Source organism: Sinomicrobium pectinilyticum, assembly GCF_003725735.1.
In the GTDB taxonomy this organism is placed as follows: Bacteria; Bacteroidota; Bacteroidia; order Flavobacteriales; family Flavobacteriaceae; genus Sinomicrobium; species Sinomicrobium pectinilyticum.
On record NZ_RJTM01000059.1, the window covers coordinates 62,327 to 82,767 of the forward strand.

The 20,441-nt window shown below is 38.6% G+C and carries 22 protein-coding genes; 14 read left to right on the forward strand and 8 right to left on the reverse strand.

Going from position 1 to position 20,441, the window contains the following annotated elements; translation table 11 throughout:
- Positions 1-67 precede the first annotated feature (67 nt).
- From ED312_RS08585 to ED312_RS08635, 11 genes are all read left to right on the forward strand, one after another.
- Positions 68-280 (forward strand): hypothetical protein, encoded by a 213-nt coding sequence (locus ED312_RS08585; protein WP_123215593.1) that lies wholly within the window; start codon positions 68-70, stop codon positions 278-280.
- A 205-nt stretch (positions 281-485) separates the two neighbouring features.
- Positions 486-914 carry a hypothetical protein gene (locus ED312_RS08590; RefSeq protein ID WP_206363231.1) on the forward strand — a complete coding sequence of 143 codons (429 nt, stop codon included), beginning with the start codon at positions 486-488 and terminating at the stop codon, positions 912-914.
- Positions 915-995: 81 nt separating this feature from the next.
- On the forward strand, positions 996-1,322 hold the full coding sequence (locus tag ED312_RS08595; RefSeq protein WP_123215594.1) for a hypothetical protein: 327 nt from the start codon (positions 996-998) through the stop codon (positions 1,320-1,322).
- Between the two features lie 575 nt (positions 1,323-1,897).
- Positions 1,898-2,716: a helix-turn-helix domain-containing protein gene (locus ED312_RS08600; protein ID WP_148044253.1), complete on the forward strand. Its 819-nt coding sequence runs from the start codon at positions 1,898-1,900 to the stop codon at positions 2,714-2,716.
- A gap of 95 nt (positions 2,717-2,811) precedes the next feature.
- Positions 2,812-3,534, forward strand: a complete 723-nt coding sequence (locus tag ED312_RS08605) for a hypothetical protein (RefSeq protein ID WP_123215596.1) — start codon at positions 2,812-2,814, stop codon at positions 3,532-3,534.
- 3 nt (positions 3,535-3,537) lie between these two features.
- Positions 3,538-4,521 carry a hypothetical protein gene (locus ED312_RS08610; RefSeq protein ID WP_123215597.1) on the forward strand — a complete coding sequence of 328 codons (984 nt, stop codon included), beginning with the start codon at positions 3,538-3,540 and terminating at the stop codon, positions 4,519-4,521.
- Between the two features lie 3 nt (positions 4,522-4,524).
- Complete coding sequence (locus ED312_RS08615) at positions 4,525-4,995, forward strand: hypothetical protein (RefSeq protein WP_123215598.1); 471 nt, start codon at positions 4,525-4,527, stop codon at positions 4,993-4,995.
- A gap of 52 nt (positions 4,996-5,047) precedes the next feature.
- On the forward strand, positions 5,048-6,352 hold the full coding sequence (locus tag ED312_RS08620; RefSeq protein WP_123215599.1) for a hypothetical protein: 1,305 nt from the start codon (positions 5,048-5,050) through the stop codon (positions 6,350-6,352).
- Positions 6,340-6,735, forward strand: coding sequence for a hypothetical protein (locus tag ED312_RS08625; RefSeq protein ID WP_123215600.1), 396 nt, complete (start codon positions 6,340-6,342; stop codon positions 6,733-6,735). The genes ED312_RS08620 and ED312_RS08625 overlap by 13 nt, the downstream gene beginning before the upstream one ends.
- The gene (locus tag ED312_RS08630) at positions 6,716-7,186 is read left to right on the forward strand and encodes a PulJ/GspJ family protein (protein WP_148044254.1); all 471 of its coding nucleotides are present in this window, start codon (positions 6,716-6,718) and stop codon (positions 7,184-7,186) included. The genes ED312_RS08625 and ED312_RS08630 overlap by 20 nt, the downstream gene beginning before the upstream one ends.
- 34 nt (positions 7,187-7,220) lie before the next feature.
- Positions 7,221-8,402 carry a type II secretion system F family protein gene (locus ED312_RS08635; protein ID WP_123215602.1) on the forward strand — a complete coding sequence of 394 codons (1,182 nt, stop codon included), beginning with the start codon at positions 7,221-7,223 and terminating at the stop codon, positions 8,400-8,402.
- A gap of 384 nt (positions 8,403-8,786) precedes the next feature.
- Here ED312_RS08635 and ED312_RS08640 read toward each other — a convergent pair whose 3' ends face one another.
- The 8 genes from ED312_RS08640 to ED312_RS08670 all read right to left on the reverse strand — a co-directional run bounded on the left by ED312_RS08640 (position 8,787) and on the right by ED312_RS08670 (position 15,977).
- Positions 8,787-10,142 carry a transposase gene (locus ED312_RS08640; protein ID WP_123215603.1) on the reverse strand — a complete coding sequence of 452 codons (1,356 nt, stop codon included), beginning with the start codon at positions 10,140-10,142 and terminating at the stop codon, positions 8,787-8,789.
- 234 nt (positions 10,143-10,376) lie between these two features.
- Positions 10,377-12,035 carry a S8 family serine peptidase gene (locus ED312_RS08645; RefSeq protein ID WP_148044255.1) on the reverse strand — a complete coding sequence of 553 codons (1,659 nt, stop codon included), beginning with the start codon at positions 12,033-12,035 and terminating at the stop codon, positions 10,377-10,379.
- 77 nt (positions 12,036-12,112) lie between these two features.
- Positions 12,113-12,265: a hypothetical protein gene (locus ED312_RS23745; protein ID WP_170164471.1), complete on the reverse strand. Its 153-nt coding sequence runs from the start codon at positions 12,263-12,265 to the stop codon at positions 12,113-12,115.
- Between the two features lie 91 nt (positions 12,266-12,356).
- Complete coding sequence (locus ED312_RS08650) at positions 12,357-13,835, reverse strand: AraC family transcriptional regulator (protein WP_170164472.1); 1,479 nt, start codon at positions 13,833-13,835, stop codon at positions 12,357-12,359.
- Positions 13,836-14,563: 728 nt separating this feature from the next.
- Entirely contained in the window at positions 14,564-14,854 is a 291-nt protein-coding gene (locus tag ED312_RS08655) for a type II toxin-antitoxin system RelE/ParE family toxin (protein WP_123215606.1), read from the reverse strand.
- On the reverse strand, positions 14,854-15,093 hold the full coding sequence (locus ED312_RS08660; protein WP_123215607.1) for a hypothetical protein: 240 nt from the start codon (positions 15,091-15,093) through the stop codon (positions 14,854-14,856). Before ED312_RS08660 ends, ED312_RS08655 begins: the two co-directional genes overlap by 1 nt.
- A gap of 79 nt (positions 15,094-15,172) precedes the next feature.
- A complete protein-coding gene (locus ED312_RS08665; protein WP_123215608.1) occupies positions 15,173-15,562 on the reverse strand; it encodes a helix-turn-helix domain-containing protein in 390 nt (129 codons plus the stop codon).
- A gap of 19 nt (positions 15,563-15,581) precedes the next feature.
- Positions 15,582-15,977, reverse strand: coding sequence for a helix-turn-helix domain-containing protein (locus ED312_RS08670; protein WP_123215609.1), 396 nt, complete (start codon positions 15,975-15,977; stop codon positions 15,582-15,584).
- 596 nt (positions 15,978-16,573) lie between these two features.
- Between ED312_RS08670 and ED312_RS08675 the strand changes: the two genes are divergently transcribed.
- The 3 genes from ED312_RS08675 to ED312_RS08685 all read left to right on the forward strand — a co-directional run bounded on the left by ED312_RS08675 (position 16,574) and on the right by ED312_RS08685 (position 20,433).
- Positions 16,574-16,927, forward strand: a complete 354-nt coding sequence (locus ED312_RS08675; protein ID WP_123215610.1) for a hypothetical protein — start codon at positions 16,574-16,576, stop codon at positions 16,925-16,927.
- Between the two features lie 129 nt (positions 16,928-17,056).
- Positions 17,057-17,281 carry a hypothetical protein gene (locus tag ED312_RS08680; RefSeq protein WP_123215611.1) on the forward strand — a complete coding sequence of 75 codons (225 nt, stop codon included), beginning with the start codon at positions 17,057-17,059 and terminating at the stop codon, positions 17,279-17,281.
- Between the two features lie 152 nt (positions 17,282-17,433).
- Positions 17,434-20,433, forward strand: coding sequence for a SusC/RagA family TonB-linked outer membrane protein (locus ED312_RS08685; RefSeq protein WP_240643064.1), 3,000 nt, complete (start codon positions 17,434-17,436; stop codon positions 20,431-20,433).
- Positions 20,434-20,441: the final 8 nt, after the last annotated feature.

Genomic DNA, 20,441 nt, shown 5'->3' on the forward strand with positions numbered 1-20,441 from the left:
GAAGTATATCTATGAGAATGGGCAATTGCAGTTTTTCAGTCACCCGGAGGGGTAAGTAAGGAAAATAATGCTTTCAATAACCAATACGGATGTAACTACCCAAGTAAATTGGAATGTACATACGGAAGGTAGGTCAGCCGATGGAATTGTGCAGATACCTACTTTGGCCGCTGATGATGAAGCTGCAAAAAAGGCCGCAAATACAGAGATAAGCAATAGGAAGAAATACATGCTTGTAATAACAACTGTTCAACAGTTACTCAAAGAATGGCAAATATAGCAACAGGAGGCAACAACTAAATTGATGCAAAACAAAGGATAACACCAAGTTGGATATTAAGAAGATTTGGGTACAAAGAAGCAGATGTTGTAGCACCCAATAATTTATATAATGCAGCGTTAAAGACTAAAAATGCGAAAAAGTTAAAGGACCAGCTAATGTACGGGCAAAGCCTTATTTAGAATATTTTGGAAAAAATTAAATTATGAAAAACTTGATAATGATTCTTTTATTTGTATTATCTGTAAGTTGTAATGGACAAGATAATAATATGAAAGATACACCGCTAGTAACAGTTATAAAATTGCAATCATCGGAAGCACTATTAAATTTTGATGAAGCAAAGCAATATATGGATATTGAAAAGGTTTTTGGAGAAAATCCTGAATCTAAAAAAAGCCCACAAGAAGAATGGAAAGAGATGGTTACTTTTTTTTATAATTTAGGAGGTAATAAAAAATTCACAAATCAGTTCAAATATTTTGATTACAATATTGCTGAAATAATTAAGGTTTCAAATGCTCAAGTTAAATTTGTAGCCATTGATAAAGATAGTCATATTAAAGAAATCATCTATTCGCTTGACAAAATAAAAGATAGATGGAAAGTAACTGACATGCAATATGTAAATTAATCTAAAACCCCTCAATGAAGTGTACCTCGGCTCTATGAAGTTTGCTACCGAGGCTGCTGAAAAAGGGTTAAAAATTAACATATGAGAAAAGTAGGTTTAGTATTGATGATTTGTTTGTTTTTGTTGAGTTGTAATGATATGATTATAGATGAGTCGGGAATTGAGTCCCTTGAGGTATTCAATAACAATAAAGAAAAAATAAGTGTGCTAAATAACAATTTTGAGATATCAAATTTTGTTAAAAAATTGAATGGAGCAGAAAGGAAAGTGATCAAATTTTATCCAACATATACTATCAAAATTTCATATCAAAACGGTAACGAAAAAATATTATTTAGTAATGGGAATAATTTTAAAATAGATGGTTTAACCTATCAAATGAAACAAAACGTTGTTGATCAAGAATAAATTAATAATTCGAAGGTAAAAGAAAACTTTATCTCTGTGAATCAAAATGCGCGAATAAAGGAAATTATTTACTCTTTGGATAATACCGGGGATAAGTGGAAAGTAGTGGAAATAGAGTATGTTAATTAGATGATTTTTAATATTATGAAAAAACAATAAAAAGGGGCAGATATTGGTTGTAATTCGAGATTGGGTTGCTTTTTTGAGAGGGGTAGACCATGGAACAATCAAATTTCATACATTTAGCTTGAAATTTTGACCATGAATGAAATTAAGCTTTAATATTTTTAGTATACTAATATTTGCCGGTGTAATACAAGGGGTTTTTTGGCATAGTTGTTTTAACCTCAAAGGCGTTTAAAAGTAGGGCAAATAAATATTTGGCGCCAACAATAATCGCATTGTCGCTAAATAATCTATATTACTGGTTTACCGATATCAGGTTAATTGAACAGTTCAAAGAAATTGACTTGTTGTACCTTCCTTGGCACTTATTTTTTCTGGTAACCTTTTATTTATATGTTTGTGCATATACTGAAAATAGGAATAAGAAGCAGTTTTTAATACTACTTTTTATGCCTTTTATCATCTCGTCCATTTTTCATATAGGGATAAATATTTTTTATTATTCTGTAGAAAGTTATCCTGCTGGTGTAAAATTATTTTATGTTTTGGAAGAATATTTGGCTTTTATCTATGCCGCTTTACTAGGCGTGTTATCATTTCGAAAGTTAAAAAATGCTATACATATAAACAATAAGGTTAATACAAAATGGCTATATAATCTTTTGAGGGTAGGACTTATTCTATGTATTGTTTGGGTAGTCATATATTCCTTGGCAATATCATTTAGTATGAGCGGTATGAAACTTTATTACCCGATATGGTTGGGAATCTCCATTTTGTTCTACTGGATTAGTTACAGGGGATTATATCAATTTCGGTTGGCAAAAGATCGTAAAGCAGTCAGTTTACTACTTCACGAATTTGTGAAAAATAAAAGTGAAGAATATCATCTAGGGACTGATAATTATACACAGAAGAATCCAATATTCAGTAAACTGAAAAAAATTATTGAAGAAGATCATATATACCGGGAACAAGATTTATCCTTATACTCTTTGTCTAAAAAGCTGAAAACTAATACATCTACCCTGTCAAGAATTGTGAACGAAGTTTCTGAAAAGAGCTTTACAGATTTTATAAACGTATACAGAATTGAAGAGGCTAAAAAGATATTAAATGATGATGCTTTTTTCAAGTATAAAATTTCTGCAATTGCATTAGAGGTAGGATTTAATAACTATGACACCTTTTGCAATGCATTTAAAAAGTATACAGGAACTACCCCGGGAAAATATCGAGAATCTCATATGAAGAGAGTGAAAGATTAGTTTTTTTAAAAAGACCCGTTAAAAAGAAGAGACTGAATTTTAATTAGTTGATTACTTTTTCTTCATGGGTTAAGGCTCAATAAAATACAAGTTCTATGAATAAAATATACTACGCTTTTTTACTTATCACATTATTTATAAGCTGCAAAAGTGTTTCTGTAAACAACCGGTTGCAGCGAACAACGGTAGAACCTGTAGAACTGGGCACTATCGGTTTGCATGAAGACCAGTATCCGTACGATCGTTTTTCCATTACGACGGTACCCGTGCTGGATGAGAAGGTCCGGGTGAAGGCGGTGAAGCATGTATTCAACAAAAGGAAATTCAATGCTTACGAAAAAGCTTCCCCGGAAAACAGGATGCAGTTGCAATATGTTGATTCCCTACCGGATAAGCCCGAGTATATATCACTGCAACTTATAGACAATGTAACCCATACGGAAATACTGAACCGGGATGCGGCCCTCCTGGATTATCTGAAGCCCCGGACCGACGCCTTTATAGTCACTTCTGTTGCGGCTGCATTGCACGGTACGCATATACAGGCCATCCATAATGCGGAAAGCGTTTTCCTGGTTTATGACACGGATGTAAAAAAGTATTATCTTGAAATTAACAACAGGGATAAGACCACTTTAAAGATCCGGATGGAAGATATGGATGTCTTTGCCTATGGCCTGTCTTTTTTCTGTTGGGGCGAGAATACAAAACACCGGATAGAGATCAAAGACATTATAGAGGAGCATAATTCCTGCCCGGACGGAACATATAAGAAGGCTTCCAAAGTAAAAAAGAAAGTCAACTATTTTAAGCTGTAAGCTATGGAACGATTATGGAAAAACGGAAAGAAGAAGGTAACGATCACCGGAATAGTGCTGATAACAGCACTGGTCTTTACCGCTTGCGATGATATTGCAGAAGTCCCGGATATATCGGATAAGGAAGTTATTCTTATTGCTCCGGCGGATAGCACGACAGTGCGTGGAAACGCGGTGACATTTACCTGGCAACCCGTAGAAGACGCGGAAGCTTATGTATTGCAGGTGGCCACACCGGACTTTCCGAATGCCTCGCAGGTGGTGATAGATCATACTATAAAAAAAGATACTCTCGGAAATCCATTGGCCACATCCTATGCAAAAGAAATGCTGCCCAATACCTACGAATGGCGGGTAAAAGCGGTAAACAGCGGTTATGAGACCCCTTTTTCCACCAATAGGTTCGTGCTGACCGAAAGTGACGGTTTTTCAGGGAATACGGTTATCCTGAATGCCCCTGAAGATAATTTTGTGACGAACCAGGAAGAGGTAGGTTTATCCTGGGGCGCCATAGCAGAAGCTACCGGATATCGTGTGCAGGTACGGAACGAAGACGATAGTGTGGTACAGGAAGAAGAAGTTACCGAAACCGCGCTGGAAATCACTTTTGAAGAGGGGAATTTCACCTGGCAGGTACGTGCGGAGAAAGATGCGGAAAGCACTTTGTACAGCTCCCGGGAAATACTGGTAGACCTTACGGCTCCCAATACTCCGGAACTCACGTCACCGGCAGATCAAAGCACGACCACAAATACCGAAGTTACATTTACCTGGAGCAGGGGCAACATTGCAGGAAGTGCGGAATATGACAAAATATTTATCTATAGTGATGAAAGTCTGCAAAACCTGGTTGAAGAGGAAGAAGTAACTAACAAAACCCATACCGCCACATTGGAAGAAGGGGTGTATTACTGGAATGTGAAAGGATTTGACAGGGCAGGTAACGAGGGGGAGTTATCCGGAACTTTCAGCTTTACGATAAACTGAGAAATGGGGAATAAACGGAATACCTATGTACTATTAATCGTTGTCCTGGCCATCTGGGGGATTATCGGGTACAGGGTACTGAAAACCCTGAATCCTTCACCGGAAGCGTCGGCCGTTACGGAAAAAGGAGTGTCCTTTCATCCGGAAAAACTAAAAAAGCAGGAATCTTTTACTATTGCGGTTCAGGAACGCGATCCTTTTTTGGGGACCATAACAAGGCCCCAAAAGAAAAAGGCAGCGAAACCGGCAGTACGCAAGGAAATGCCCCCGGAAATGGAGGTGCCTGTCTATTATTTCGGCATGGTGAAGGATGGCAAATCCAGGGAAAAGATCTATTTTGTCCAGATAGACGGTATGCAACAGTTAATGCGTATCCATGATGAAGTAAAAGGAGTGAAGTTATTAAAGGGCAGCGAGCAGGAGATCACCGTTCTGTATAACGGAAAGCGTAAAGTTATTCCGATTAACGGATAATCACCACAGATAAGCCGCCCGGCCTTTAAAAGAACACTAAAAACAACGAAGCATGTATGTATGGCGAAAAAAAATACCTTCCGGTGCCCTGCAATTTGTTGTTTTTATCGGGGTGGTCATTGCCATTTTACTCGCGGCATTCATCATGCTGATCCACACCCGTACCCTTTTCAGGAAACAATCCGGTTTTACCATAGAAACCGTAATAAACGCGAACTACGGAATAGATTACATATTGTCCAGAGCGGTTCCTTTACAGGATTCGGTAAAGGTTAACCTTTTTGATGAACCGTATAAGACCTTGTCCGTACATAAAACGTACTGGGGAGTGCTGGAAAAAACCACGGCAGTCTCCCGGGTAAAAAATAAAGAATTTGTCCGCCTGGCACTATTGGGAGGCTATACACCCCCGGAAGAAAAGGCTGCACTTTATGTAAAGGATAATAATCGTCCGCTGGTTGTGGTAGGCGATACCCGGATAGAGGGTACGGTATTTTTACCGGAAGCAGGCATAAAAGCCGGAAATATATCCGGCCAGGCCTATTACGGGAGTGCCCTGGTCTATGGGAAAACAGCACAAAGCGGGACCGATCTGCCCGGATTGCCGGAAACCTTGTCCGGTTACCTGGAATCTGTTGCCCGAGGTGATTTTCCTGTAAGTGAAGACCAGGTTCTGGCCCCTGAAGAAGGCGGAGTATATAAAAATTCGTTTCTCGAAACGACAAAGTATTTATACGCTCCCGGAGAACTTCGTTTGCAGGGGATAAGTCTTATAGGGAATATTATAGTTTACAGCAGTACAAGGATCATTGCCGACAGGAGTGCCGTACTGAAAGATGTGTTGCTTATAGCCCCCGAGATAGTCATTGAAGACGAGACCAAAGGCGTTTTCCAGGCCATAGCCACAAAAAAAATACGTACAGGGAAAAATTGTGAATTCGGATACCCCTCCGCGCTCGTGGTATGGGAAGAGGAAAAAGAGAATGCTGCAGAAAATATTTCCGGATCGGAACAAGGTACCGGAGATCATGAAAACGGTGTACGAATAGGGGAGGGAACCGTAGTTAAAGGCATTGTGATGTTCCGCGGTGTGGAAAAAGAAAATAACTATACGCCCCAGGTCGTCATAGAGGAAGGGGCCAATGTATATGGTGAGGTCTACTGTAACCAGAATACCGAACTGATGGGCAGGGTGGCCGGGTCTGTTTTTACCGGAAATTTCATTGCCAATCAGTCTGGCTCCATTTACCAGAACCATTTATATAATGCCGTGATAACCGATGCGGAACTCCCCGAAGAATATGTAGGGCTTATTATGGAGACCAAACAGAAAGGAGTGGTAAAGTGGCTGTATTAAAAAAGAAATACCGGAAGGTAAAGGCCTCTACCCTGATGGAGACCCTGGTGGCTACGGTGCTTATCGTAGTGATCTTTATGGTGACCAGCCTGGTGCTGAACAACCTTTTTTCCGGTAGTGTAAGCCAGCATACGGGAAAAATAGAAAACCGTTTAAGAACATTGGAATATATGGTACAGCGCAACAAAATAGAACTTCCTTATTCCGAAGATTTCGGGGAATGGAATATATCCGTCCTGGTAGAGCCACAGTCGGGGACGTACGGGGTCTCACCATCCGCGGCCAGCGGCTATAGGGAGGTCGCTGTAGAAGCAAAACAAAAGAACACAGACAAAAAGATAGTACAAAAGATCATCTGCCGGAATGAACCCAAACAAAGGTAAAATACCGTCTTTTACGTTGAGTGAGATGATGGTGGTTATAGCTATAACCGCTATTGTTGTAGCCATGGCATTTACTGTTTTGGGGCTTGTACAGCGGCAGATGAAAGGAATTGAGATCAATTTTTCCGGGGACACCAGGCTGGAACTGCTGGAACAGTCCCTTTGGATCGATTTTAATCGTTACCAGACCATAGCGTTTAATGCTGCTATGGACGAAATCGTATGTAAAACAGCATTGGATTCCGTATATTATGAACTCTATGAAGACAAGGTTATCAAATACCCGGATACGTTCCGGATCGCTTTTCCGGTAAAAACTTTTTATATGGATGGCAATGTGGTAGAGAACGGACGTATAGATGCCATACTACTGGAAACCTCATTGGATACCCTGAAAAATAAAAAATTGTTTGTCTGTAAAAAGAATGATGCCGCCCAATATATGGATTAGCCGGGCTGCTCATAAGAAATCCTGATAGTATATTATGGCCTTTAAATTGGATAACACCCGAAAGAATAGTACAGCTCCGCCATCACCGGGAGCTTTTAAACAGGGAAACGGACAGACTCTCCGTGAAAAAGACCAGGGCGGTATATCCGGATTATTACAAAAGGAGATTACCATTTTCGGGAATACTTTTTCCAATAAGAAAAAGGAAGATTTTTATACGGAGGTCAGCGTTTTGCTAAAGGCGGGAATAACGCTTAAGGAAGCCCTTACGCTTATAAAGGAAAATCAGAAAAAGAAAAACCTGCAGGAATTTCATGCGGACCTGATAGAACAGCTTATCTCCGGAAAGAACTTTTCCGATAGCATACAGGGCAAAAAAGAATTTTCGGAGTATGAGTATCATTCCCTCAAAATAGGAGAAGAAACCGGGACTCTGGAGAAAGTTACCGAAGAACTGGGAAGCTTTTTCTCCAGGAAAAACGAACAGCGCAGAAACCTGATCAGCGCACTGATGTACCCTGTTATTATACTGGCTACAGCCGTATTCGTTGTCGCTTTTATGCTCCGGTTCGTAGTGCCGATGTTCCAGGATATTTTTACGCAGAATAATGTGGAATTACCGGGGGTTACGAGGTTTATTATAAGCCTTTCCGGATTCAGCCAGGGAAAAGGCTGGATATTCCTGGTATTGGTGGTGATCTTTCTTGTATTGCGCAAGACCTTGTCTAAAAAGAAATGGTATAAAAAGATCAAAGACAATGTTCTCTTGAAGCTACCCTTTATAGGACCATTCGTAAAAAATGTGTACCTGGTCCAGTTCACGCAGGCAGTATCCCTGCTTACCGCATCAAAGGTCCCCGTAGTGAACAGCATCCGCCTGGTTAAAAAAATGATAAGCTTCTATCCCTTACAACAGGCGCTGGAAGAAGTAGAGACCAGTATATTACAAGGAAAAAGCCTCAGTGAAAGTTTGAAACAGGCCCGTATTTTCGATCATAAGATGGTTGCACTGGTGAAAGTGGCGGAAGAGACAAACCAGACGGAGTTTATCTTCGAACGCCTGAATCATCAGTATAATGTGGAAGTGCAGCAAAAATCCAAAATGCTGTCTACCATGATGGAACCGTTTATTATACTTTTCGTAGGAATTATAGTAGGCGTAATTCTTATAGCCATGTATTTGCCGATGTTCCGGCTGAGTAGTGTATTAGGATAATGAATCTGATTTTCAGGATATCAAATATCTATAAATTTTGAAGTGTACGATTTAATCATAAATGCAGCCGAACAAAACGAATTGGATAAAAGCCTGGCCGCAATGTACCTGGATAGGTACCTGATGCACCGGGGAAAAGATCAGATTTTTGGAACGCAGATAAGATCAGATCTCGAAACAATATCTCGACCATCCCATTAAGTGTTGTATAGGCGCTTTCAGAAGTAAGTTAATTTCCCAAAAAATAAACAACGAACTCAGGTGATTTTAGCATAGATTGCCTGAGTTTTTTCTTTTTTGAGGATACTTTTGGTCTTTGAGTTGGATTGATGTACCAAAAGGACATAGGTATCCCTGTATTTTTGCGTTTATTTTAAAAACCTATCAGGCTGCTTGCTGGTGGAGTTGTCCTGCCATACGCCTACCGATTTCCAGACAGTTGGCCGTGTGGATGCCGAAGAAGATCCACAGGATTTCTGTAGCCCTGGTTTTGGCTTTTACCTTTTTCAAGTGATAATGTTCCTTTTCTTTACCAAAACTGCCTTCCAGCCTTGAAGCCCGCTCTTTGGTGATCTGTCCCTTGAGCAGCGCTTGCTCTTTGTGATGTTTGCCTTTAGGACCTTTGGGCTTAAAATCGGTCTTGATACTATGCTTAGTAACAAACCTACGATTGGCATTGGTGGCGTAAATGGCATCGGCTCCAAGAACCCTGAGCCTTTTTCGAGTGAGGCGTTGTGCTTTATAGACGGAACTCTTCAGCCGGGTGCCCTCGTTAAAGTTATCAAAACTAATCAGTTCTATAAAGTTGATGCCATCTATCTGTAGCTTGTTGACCTTGGCTCCAAACTCTACTTTCTTGATCTCCTTACCTCTGACAATGGGACGCAAGTAATCCTTGCCAATACTCACAATACGACCTTTAGGCTTTTCCCCGGTAGTAAACAGGTTTAATTGCTGCTGGTAGATCTTCCTGATGGTATGTACGGTCTTATGGTAGCGCTTGGGCAGTTCCACAGCGTGCCCTTTAAGTAGCTGTTTTTCAAAACCCAAGAACTTATCCAACAGTCGCAGCAGTGCCCGGGTCAGCGAGCGACGTTTCTTTACCGTTTTCTTGCGCATCTTGCTGTAGCCAATATAACGCTTCTTCCATTTGAGGTACTTACTACGGGGCAACTTCACCTCCAAGGCTCGACACAGCCGCCGCAGGGCTTTGTAAAGCCACTCTACAGCTTCCCAGAGCTGCTTCTGGTTGGTGGGGTAACGGACTTCACTCTCATAGCAGGTGGCATCCACGACAGCTTTTTCAGCTTCGTCAATATAGGGCTTCCAATGGGTATAAAATACCTTTTCCAACGCATCGATCTCCAATACTCCAGACAACTCACAGCGGATTTGGCTCACGATCTTGTAATTGGTAATACGGCGAAGTCCCAGGTGGATGTCACAGAAAAACTGGTAATCGATATTGCTGTTAAGTTGTTCGATGAGTTTACGATCTGAACAGCCCGCATGATGTTTTAGAAACATTAAAGCGATCCGCCCTCGGGGACTGAACATAAAACGAGGACCTTTTTCATAAGGCTTCAAACCAAATTCTTTCACCAGTTTATCCCAGGGAACCGCCTGGTAGATTTTCCCCAGGTCACTCTCAAAAAAGCGTTCCCGATAGGCCGCTAATTGTTCGGTAGAAGATAAAAATGAAAAAGTGTGTTGTAATTCAGAGATTCTTTGTAATTTCATGGATAGATAGAAAAGAAAACCCCGTTTTTTGGTACTTTGGCCAATTTCCGGGGTTTTGTTTCTCTAATTTACAAACTAATTCGCTGAATTACAAATGTTTATTTACTTCTGAAAGTGCCTTGTATAAAGCACCATAACTAATCATGTCCTAAGAGACACACACGCTATATCTTTCGTCGACTCCCCCAAATTAATGCTCATTTTTAGCTCGAACTTTTATATGTTTGATAGTATTTATTCTTTTGATACCCTTTCTGCCATAAGTAAAGCATTATATGCATTTACTATTTTGCCAGATTTTGACAATTTGTCAAAAGGTATTTTATGGTTTTTATCCTCTTTAGTAGGTACTTTTACAGGAAAAGTATAGGCTATTCCTGAATCCATAAGAATATATTTCACCTCGGTAGCGGTTAAATCCGGATAATTAGAAAAAATAAGAGCCGCAACACCGGAAACAAGTGCCGTAGATAATGAAGTTCCGGAATCAGTGTGGTATAGTGGAAAACCGTAAGTGTTATGATTGGGAAAAGCTGTCTCTATTTCGTAGCCTGGAGCAAATAAGTCCACATCATTAGCGCCATAGCTGGAAAAATAGGCCCTTAAATTTTCATTGACAGTATAGCTTGAACCTCCAACTTTTAAAAAATTATCTACTATTTCATGACCTATGCTATCCTTATCTAAAGGATACTGGATTTCATCGTCAACATTTGTAGATAAATTGCCCGCAGCAGAAACTATTAATACATTATGTGCTTCAGCATACTTCATAGCGTCCAGTACCCATTGATTGTTTAAAGAAAATAATTTTATAAAACTCATATTGATCACTTTCGCACCTTTATTGACGGCATATCGGATTGCTAAGGCGAGATCTTTATCATAATAATCCCCTGTCGGAGATTTACTTATTGGCAATATTTTAAGGTTTTCGGAATAATTTCTAAAAACACCTGTGATCACACTAGATACCCGAGTACCATGATCGAAAATATTTGCCTGTGCAAAGACTTGGTTGTTACCATAAATGGTATCATTAATATCATAAGGATTATCACCGACAAGCTCCCTGTCATTAAAATCAATATTTAATACTTTATGAACCCTATCGTTTTGTTTTTTATTGTAATGGATATTAAATTCATCTGTTTCTCCCCATTCGATAACTTCTTTGATCTCTTTTACATGAGGGGCCAACTCGGGATTGTTGATAGTATCTATCTGATTTAAGGTTTCCAAATTGTAATTATAATCAGGGAACCAAAACTTTAAAGCTTCTCTCGCTGTGATATAAGTATTATAATAATCATTTAAACGGACTAACTTATCTTCTTCTTTTTTTAATTCGTCTTCCAATTTTTCTTTGGCCTTGATGTACAGGTTGAACTTTCCAACTTCCTCTTGCGAAATATCAGCTAATGTTTTGTTTTTAAAATGTTCTTTATACAAGCGAACAATGCGTACATACTCCTGATTTACAGTAGATGCATTATCTCCGTTATTGTTTCCCATAAAGTTCCACCCATACATATCGTCTATATAGCCATTGCCATCATCATCACGGTAGTTTAGATTTTCAGACGGGTTTTCCCAAATATAATCTTTTATTGCAGGGTGATTAATATCAAACCTTCCATCTATTACTGCAACAATGACCTCCCTTCCCTTTCTATTCTTAAGGATAGTTTTTTCGGCCTTTTCTAAGCTAATTCCAGGAATACTGTCGTCTAAAATATCTTTATAATACCAATCTTCCTTTTTTATTAAGCTATCAGGAATAGTTCCGTAGGTATCGAAAACTTTTTCTATAAGCTGGAACTTATCATTAGGAGATTCGCATTGAAAAAAGCTACATACAATAAAACTTAAGATGAGAATACGGTACTTCATAAAAAATAAATAAAAGAAAAATAACAAGGATGATACGTATCACCCTTGTTATAACAATTGAATATAAATTTCGCTATTTAGTTATCACCATTAGCTAGTTCTTCTTTGCATTTTCTTGATGACAGAGTAATAGTCTGATCATTCCCTCCTTTAATGGCATAAGGGTTAGTAAGTCTCGCAATTTTGAAAACTTCCAGTTTGAGTGTTTTTTCAGTCTTTTTTTTCATCATTCTAGTATTTTGTATATTTAGTTATTAATGAGGCTAAATGTCCATAATGCAATTTAAAAAATCAAATCCCCTGGGCTTTAGTTGTCGAAATTCATGAATTTCGATTCACATTCTCCATGTTTTTAATAAAAAAGGAAGGTTTGATCTCTGTATTTTTTAAAAAGGCATTGGAGAAGGATTCAGAAGTATTGAACCCACATTCTTGTGCTATAGCTTTAATGGTATACTTTCTAAATTGTTTATCTGATTTTAAGCGTTCTATACAATAATTGATCCGAAGATCATTAATATAATTTGAAAAATTTTTGTCTTTGTAAAAATTGATGATTTTGGATAAGTAGCGAGTATTAGTATTAAAGTTGGCAGCCAATGATTGTATAGATATTTCGGATTTAATAAACTCTTTATTTTTTTCAAAAGCATAAAGTTTACTATTAATATCTTTAATTATCTCCGGTCTAATATCCAAATCATCTTGTTTGGACAAAGGGATTTGTTGAGGTTTCCTTTGTTCCCTTTGCAATACAGCTTCAAGTCTTTTTTTGTATTGTCTTTGTTTACGATATGACCAGATAACATATATCGTAATTAGCAAAATCACTCCCCCACTAATAAAAAGATAAGTAGAAAAATTTTTCTTTTCATTTCTTAAGCTGGAAATAAGCTGCTCTTTTTCTTCTAATAGTAAGGGAGTATCATATTCTTTTACCAACCTTTTGGATAGTACCTGATATTTTGTATTCAGCACACTATCTATAGCTAATAATCTTTTAACATATTTCAATTCTCCGTATGGGTCTTCTTTGAGTTGAAAATGCTTGATTAATATTTCATACCCCTTTCTGTATTCGGGCTCCAAGTCATTTAGCAATAAAGTAAGGGAATCTACTTTTTTTAAGGCTGATATGGATTCATTTTTATAGTCGAGATGTTGTGCCGCCATACCTAAAAAGTAATAGCATGAAACTAAATTCGAGACATCTTTGCTGTTAATAAAATCAGGTAAAATCTTCTGTATACTGTCATAGCTTTTTTGAAAATTACCTTTATCATAATCTGTTGCTGCTTCATTCAATATAAAATAGGGAAGTAATTTCTTTGTATTTTTCTCTCTGGACTCTTTATAGCCCAAATTATTATAATACGATGCTGAGTCTAATTGTTCCAAATGTCTGTAGGCATCTCCCATAGCAAACAATGTTATTAGATAATCAGAAAAAGTGTTATCATTATTATAGAATTGTTCCGCTTTTTTATACATTTTTAGTGCCTCCTTATAATGACCAAATCGTGCTTTGATAATAGCGATATTGAAATTTACGTCCATGTCATCAGATAACTCTTTGGATTTTAAGTAATTTGTTAGAGCAGCATCATACTCTCTTTTTTCATAATAGCGTTCTGCCTTGATATAATAAGGTACAGAAAGTTCATATAACAACTTTTCATTTGTAGTTGTGCTAAGTAATTGTATTATACTATCCGTGTAGTTGATTCTTTCTAATGAATACAAATGGTACTTATACCCCTTTAGCCAATTGAGAGTATCTTTAATTTTCTTGGCTTTCATTATAAAGGCATTTGCATAAGGGGCAATACATGTAGAATCCTTTTTGCAATTTTGAATCCTAATTTTGAGAGTATCGAAACTTAAAGATGTTAGTGACTCAGATACCGATTGTATCTGATCCCTTGGCATACTCTCTCTTGATCGGTTTAATAATGTGTCAGTTTGTCCAAATAAGATAGAATTGCATATGACACTGATTAGAAATGTAACTATCAAATATTTCACGGTGATTGGAGCAATTTTGCAACAAAAATAATATTTTGAAGCAAATTTATAACATTTATACTCAGTCTATTGAGCAAATCTTTTGATGTGTTCGTAAAAACTAAAATAATAATTCAAAATAAAAAGACGACAAGAGACATTGTGGAACACCGGAAAAAAAGGTAGCATCTTGCTTAATCTTACCGTCCTCCGAAGTCGCAAAATATTCGAAGAGCGGGGATTTTCAACTTATATCACTTGTTACTTTTCTTTACCGAATATTTTTCAACATACACTTTCATCATTTCACCGGGTTCTTTTCCCACGATTTTTTCGATAAGCAGAAATTCATAGGGCTCAGGCGCACTGGTATTGAAGTAAATATCGGTTAATCGTTGTTTCTCTATCCCTGTCCTGGTCTGGATCTATTCAAAAGTGTTTTTGCCTTTATAACTCCTCTCGCATAAATATTCCAGAATTGATCCGTTTCCAGGGGTCAAACAAGGACCTGTTGGCGAAAAATATTATAAAGTTTCGGTATCGGCTTTAGTACATATTACATTAAGAATATATACAACCCCTTTTTGTTCTTTGTAAAGTATTTTATAGTCCCGAACGATTATCCTTAGATATTCTTGAAATATTTCATCCCGTTGGTACTGTTCGGCAAATACAATTTCTTTAGAAGAGCCAATAATATCTTTTCTAACAATCCTTTTTGCCGTAGGAATGTCTTTATACCTATAGTCTAAAATAGCGTTGAGAGATTCCCTGGCTTGCCTTGTCCAGACCACCTGGACTATTTTACGAGTCATTAACTTTCTTCTTGTTCAAATTCATCAGCAGATATGTAATCCCCTTTATCTATCTGATCTTCTGCAACGTCCAATGCCATTTTGTACTCTTGTCGCGTCATAGGAGATCCATCCGGATGGTAAGCAACAACTTCATTCTTGAAATACCCTTCATAAAGTGCATCTACCATTTGTAAGAACCGTATATCTACGGTCTTTATGGATCGTTTCCACTTTTCTCTTAATTCTAATGCTCCCATAGTATGTAGTATTATATATCAAATATACGGCATTTTTCAGGATTTCTTAGCTATGTATTTCGACTTATGGCATACTTGATTATGCTTTCCCTTTTAAAGCCTCGATAATTTCTTCCTTCAAGGATTGAAAGCGCCGTTCATAAAGTTCAATAATCTTATCTACAGGCTCATTGACGATGGTATTTATATTAGTATTAACCGAATGACTGCCTTCATAGAAATTTGCAGTACAATATAAAATTGATTCTTCATTAAATTTTTTTAACCCTTCTGGCAATACACCTAAAGCGTCAGCTATTTCCTTCAATCTTTTATCATCAATGGATTCAGTTTGTTCCATCTTACTCACGGCTTGTTTACTGATTCCTCCCAATCGCTCGCCCAGTTGGGCTTGTGTCATGCCACGTAAACTTCTTACTCGTTCAATTTTCCGACCAATGTGGACGGATTTATTTTCAAACGTATTCATTTTAAATCGAATTAGTTAGTTAATTTTTCTTCAATTTTGATTTTTCCAATTCCAACAAATCAAGGAGTCTTTCGTACAAGTCAGTTATCCTTTCACTTGGCTCATTATAGGATATGGAAGCAGAACCGGCTTGATATGTGTTGTCATGAATATCATTATAGTGATTGATATTATATATCACTGCTTTTTCATCGAAATTTTTTACAGTGTCCACGGCAACACCCAATTTATCCGCAATTTGCTCTAATAGGTCATCTGGAATTTCTTCTTGTTTTTCCAAATCGGATAACTGTTGTTGTGTCATTCCTAAATCTACCGCCAAAGCGTACTGCTTGATTCCACGAAATTGTCTTATTCTCGATACATTTCGGCCTAAATGCGGTTTTTTTGGTTTCGTTTTAAGTTTAGTTTCCATTTGTTTTATTTTTTCCAAATATAGTTAAAGTCAATTAAAATTAGGTTATGGTCAACCAGAAAATTTTATTTTATTCTCATTTATTCGTTTCCTTTGCTTTAAGAACCAACCAATAACACCCAAATAATGTTTAAGCATTTAAGGAACGTTTTAATAACTACATTTTATTTGCTTTTTAGGAAGAAACCTAAAAACCTTGTATAAGCTATTCTTAAACAGGTCTTTTCAGCCACGGCAATTTGGCTATTCAATCAACACAAAATTCAATTACAAACAGGTGTTGGTTTGTAAGCAGCTATTGGAAATATAGAGGATTCTATAAAAATGTGCCAATAATGGAGCCTCATTAATATCTTTAAGAAACTCACGCCCGGGATTCGGTACAACAAGCCGTAAGCCACAGGTTATAGCCCTACAACCACTTGTGGCTTACCACCGGATTTAAATGGCATTGTACTACCAACGAAAATCCGATAGCGCATAAGCGCTATGGTGGCAGTTGAAAGCTACTTCCGTATGGCTATCAATACACTGGTATATAGGGATGAAGAAACAGGGGAAACAACAAACATGGGAGTAAAACAGGCACCATAACTATGAAGAAAAGCGAAGAGGAATTATTGTCTAAATTAAGAGAAGGGGCAAAGACGCATCATCCTACATTGGTGCCTCATCCTTTTTACAAAGACAAGTTCCAGGTGTCCTTTTTTTACGTGGAAGACCATATAGAGCTGATGCTCCACATACAGGCATTATTGAATATTTGTATCCTGGCCATGGATTCTTCGGAACTGGTTAAAAGACCCTCCCCGGAAACCCTGGAACTATATGTCCGGCAGGTATTAACCCTGGCCAACCGTTTATTGCCCCAGGGAGAAACGGCTTTGCTGGATGATGTTAATGCGTTTTTCCGCAATGAAGAACTGCGTAAGCATATGGATAAAACATAACGGTATGTCCGTTAGTATCCTACCGTCTAAGTAAAAAATATAAAAATAAAAGCCTCTCAGATAACAACCTAGAAAAACCGGGAGGTCGCAGTTAACATAATAGTAGAATTATTTAACTATTACAAAACTATGAAAAATAACCGCAACAAGATAACCGTACTGCAAAGCCAATGGATTTCTGAAATAAAACGGTTTTTTCAACTTCAGGAAACCCGGAGCGAACTTATCGATGAGCTATTACATGATTGTAAAGAAGGAAAAGGAACGCAAGCCCTATTACAGGCGCTTGCCGAGAACGAAAAGATCAACAGGAAATACTTGCAACAGGTCAAAGAAGTCCTGTATCAATTATAAAGCAAACTAACGAATATCAAATAATCAGTAATATCGAATTGCCTATGTAAGAAACAGCATGAAATAAAAGGCCTCCCTAGAATCACTTTTTCCCTAAGTATTTCGGGAGGCCGGAAGTTCATAATAGTAAAACTATTAATCCATACAAAACTATGAAAAACAATTCGTATACAGGGAAGAATATGTGTCGCCATGCATTTTTTATGGGAATGATACTGGTATTCCTGCCTGTATTTGCTACCGTTTCCCCACCCATATTTAACCTACAGCAGCAGATAACCGGAATTGTCACTGATGCCGAAGGCTTACCACTGCCAGGCGTGAACATCCTGATTAAAGGCAGGGGAGAGGGTACCTTTTCGGATATGAACGGTGCCTGGGCTATTAGGACATCTAAGGGCGACACCCTTGTTTTTTCATATATCGGCTTTAAGACGATAGAAGAAGCTGTAGGAGAACAGACGGCAATAAATATTGCTCTCATGGAAAATGTAACCTCCCTGGAAGGCGTAGAACTAAATGCAGGATACTACACGGTGAAGGAGCGGGAGCGTACTGGAAATATTGCTAAGGTGTCGGCCGAAGAAATAGAATTACAACCTGTTGTTAACCCTTTGCAGGCGTTGCAGGGAAGGATGGCCGGGGTTTCTATAGTGCAGTCCAGTAGTGTGCCGGGTTCTGCTGCTACAATACAAATACGGGGACAAAATAGTTTAAGGCCCGAGGGAAACCTTCCGTTATATGTAGTAGACGGAGTGCCCATAAACTCCAGTGCGATAACTTCCGGCGGCATTTTGGCTCTTGGCGGCATTGACCCGTTAAACACTATAAACCTTTCCAATATTGAAAGTATAGAAGTCCTGAAAGATGCCGATGCTACTTCTATTTATGGCTCCCGTGGTGCCAATGGAGTAGTGCTAATTACTACTAAAAAAGGGAAGTCAGGAAAAACGACCCTGAATATTAATATGTATTCAGGGGCAGGAAAAATGTCCAATACCTTAAAAATGTTGAATACCGGGCAGTACCTGGAAATGCGTGGTGAAGCTTATACCAATGACGGAGTAATGCCTACAGAAACCAATGCCCCGGACCTTTTACTTTGGGACCAACACCGCTATACCGATTGGCAGGAAGAACTTTTAGGGGGATCAGCTTTTATCACCGATATACAGGCTTCGGTATCCGGGGGTAATGCCAATACTTCTTTTACTTTAGGAGGAGCCTATCATAAAGAAGGTGTCATTTTTCCCGGGGATTTTGGCTACCAAAAAATCACCGGAAATTTTAACCTGAACCATACATCATCAAATGAAAAATTCCGGGTCAATTTCTCCACGAATTACGGGGTAGATAAGAACAAGCTTTTTAACCGGAGCCTTTTTGTACGGGACGTTATTGTACTTCCACCCAACGCACCTGCTCTTTATAATGAAAGGGGGGAGTTAAACTGGGAGGGCTCTACATGGGTTAATCCCCTTGGCTATTTAAGAAAAACACTGGATGTAAAAAGTAATAATATTGTCACCAATATGGTACTAAGGTACCGGTTGTTTCCGGGACTTGAATTAAAAACCAATCTGGGATACACCAATTTGTACGGCGAACAGGTAACAAAAAATCCGAAAAGCAGTAATGATCCCGATATTCAAACCACTAATACTTCCCAGCAACTTAATACAAAGCGGAGGTCCTGGATTGTAGAACCACAGCTTGTATTTTCTCAAAAAATCGGGGGAGGACATCTCGAAACGGTAATAGGAGGCACTTTCCAAAAAAGCTCTTCCGGGAGATTGTTAATTTCCGGAGAAGGATACCCGGATGAAAGCATGATCGGAAATTTATCCGCAGCCGAAAATCAAAGTGTGCTCTTGCAGGAAGATATAGATTACGCCTATACAGCGGTTTTTGGGCGTATAGGCTATAACTTCAGGAAGAAATATTTTATCAATCTCACCGGACGAAGAGATGGTTCTTCTCGCTTTGGACCGAACAAACGGTTTGCCAATTTCGGGGCGATCGGTGGTGCCTGGATTTTTTCCAAAGAACCGTTTGTTGTCAACCACTTATCCTTTTTGAGTTTTGGCAAGTTACGTGGTAGTTATGGAACTACAGGCAGCGATCAGATTGCAGATTATGGTTATTATGATGCCTATGAACCGACTGTAGCAGGAGGGCTGTATCCTACACAACTGGCTAATCCTGATTATTCATGGGAGGTGAACCGTAAATTGGAGGGAGCAGTAGAGTTGGGCTTTGCCAGGGACCGTATCCTCTTTTCCGCAAGTTGGTATCGCAATCGGTCTTCCAATCAGTTGATCGGGTATGCATTACCTGCGATGACGGGTTTTACCTCTATCCAGGCAAACTTACCCGCAACAGTACAAAATACAGGCTGGGAACTGGAATTGATGACCCATAATATACAATCCTCCGGTTTTAACTGGAAGACGTCTTTGAATATCACATATCCCAAAAACAGATTAGTAGAATTCCCCGGTATAGAACAGTCCTCTTATGCCAACACCTATCATGTAGGAGCGTCTTTGAGAAGTGCTATTTTATACCAGTCCGTTGGCGTAAACCCAGAGACTGGTTTGTACGAGGTACTGGATGCAAACGAAGATGGAAGATTTGATTTTAATGACAGAACCGTAATAAAGGATTTGGGCAGGCAGTATTTTGGAGGAATCAACAATAGTATAAGCTATAAGAATATTGGACTGGAATTCTTCGTGGAGTTTGTTAAACAACAAGGGCGAAACCAATTGTCCATGTTTGGTACTCCCGGAAGATTAATGGAAAACAGACCTTTGGAAGTTATGGAAAGATGGCAGCAGGAAGGAGATATGGCAGGTATTCAACGGTTTTCACAATCGGCAACGGGTAATACAGCATACACCCGGGCTGCAAGCAGTGACCTGGCTATTGGGGACGCTTCTTTTATACGACTAAAAACCCTTTCGCTTTCATATCAAATACCTCCTGCATATATCACCAGGGCCGGCCTGAATGCCTGCAAAGTGTATATCCATGCACAAAACCTCTTTACAATGACAAATTATCCGGGATTAGACCCTCAATATCCGGGAAATATCCAGGGAATGCCTGCATTGAGAACAATTACCGGAGGAGTCCGGTTAACTTTTTAAATTAAAGT

Bases quoted from the DNA above. Each gene is read 5' to 3' on its own strand.
- ED312_RS08590 (WP_206363231.1), top strand. From the start codon at position 486: ATGAAAAACTTGATAATGATTCTTTTATTTGTATTATCTGTAAGTTGT.
- ED312_RS08645 (WP_148044255.1), bottom strand. From the start codon at position 12,035: ATGAAGTACCGTATTCTCATCTTAAGTTTTATTGTATGTAGCTTTTTT.
- ED312_RS08595 (WP_123215594.1), top strand. From the start codon at position 996: ATGAGAAAAGTAGGTTTAGTATTGATGATTTGTTTGTTTTTGTTGAGT.
- ED312_RS08610 (WP_123215597.1), top strand. From the start codon at position 3,538: ATGGAACGATTATGGAAAAACGGAAAGAAGAAGGTAACGATCACCGGA.
- ED312_RS08680 (WP_123215611.1), top strand. From the start codon at position 17,057: ATGAAAAATAACCGCAACAAGATAACCGTACTGCAAAGCCAATGGATT.
- ED312_RS08670 (WP_123215609.1), bottom strand. From the start codon at position 15,977: ATGGAAACTAAACTTAAAACGAAACCAAAAAAACCGCATTTAGGCCGA.
- ED312_RS08600 (WP_148044253.1), top strand. From the start codon at position 1,898: ATGCCTTTTATCATCTCGTCCATTTTTCATATAGGGATAAATATTTTT.
- ED312_RS08675 (WP_123215610.1), top strand. From the start codon at position 16,574: ATGAAGAAAAGCGAAGAGGAATTATTGTCTAAATTAAGAGAAGGGGCA.
- ED312_RS08605 (WP_123215596.1), top strand. From the start codon at position 2,812: ATGAATAAAATATACTACGCTTTTTTACTTATCACATTATTTATAAGC.
- ED312_RS08660 (WP_123215607.1), bottom strand. From the start codon at position 15,093: ATGGGAGCATTAGAATTAAGAGAAAAGTGGAAACGATCCATAAAGACC.
- ED312_RS08615 (WP_123215598.1), top strand. From the start codon at position 4,525: ATGGGGAATAAACGGAATACCTATGTACTATTAATCGTTGTCCTGGCC.
- ED312_RS08685 (WP_240643064.1), top strand. From the start codon at position 17,434: ATGAAAAACAATTCGTATACAGGGAAGAATATGTGTCGCCATGCATTT.
- ED312_RS23745 (WP_170164471.1), bottom strand. From the start codon at position 12,265: ATGATGAAAAAAAAGACTGAAAAAACACTCAAACTGGAAGTTTTCAAA.
- ED312_RS08635 (WP_123215602.1), top strand. From the start codon at position 7,221: ATGGCCTTTAAATTGGATAACACCCGAAAGAATAGTACAGCTCCGCCA.
- ED312_RS08665 (WP_123215608.1), bottom strand. From the start codon at position 15,562: ATGAATACGTTTGAAAATAAATCCGTCCACATTGGTCGGAAAATTGAA.
- ED312_RS08640 (WP_123215603.1), bottom strand. From the start codon at position 10,142: ATGAAATTACAAAGAATCTCTGAATTACAACACACTTTTTCATTTTTA.
- ED312_RS08650 (WP_170164472.1), bottom strand. From the start codon at position 13,835: ATGAAAGCCAAGAAAATTAAAGATACTCTCAATTGGCTAAAGGGGTAT.
- ED312_RS08655 (WP_123215606.1), bottom strand. From the start codon at position 14,854: ATGACTCGTAAAATAGTCCAGGTGGTCTGGACAAGGCAAGCCAGGGAA.
- ED312_RS08620 (WP_123215599.1), top strand. From the start codon at position 5,048: ATGTATGTATGGCGAAAAAAAATACCTTCCGGTGCCCTGCAATTTGTT.
- ED312_RS08630 (WP_148044254.1), top strand. From the start codon at position 6,716: ATGAACCCAAACAAAGGTAAAATACCGTCTTTTACGTTGAGTGAGATG.
- ED312_RS08585 (WP_123215593.1), top strand. From the start codon at position 68: ATGCTTTCAATAACCAATACGGATGTAACTACCCAAGTAAATTGGAAT.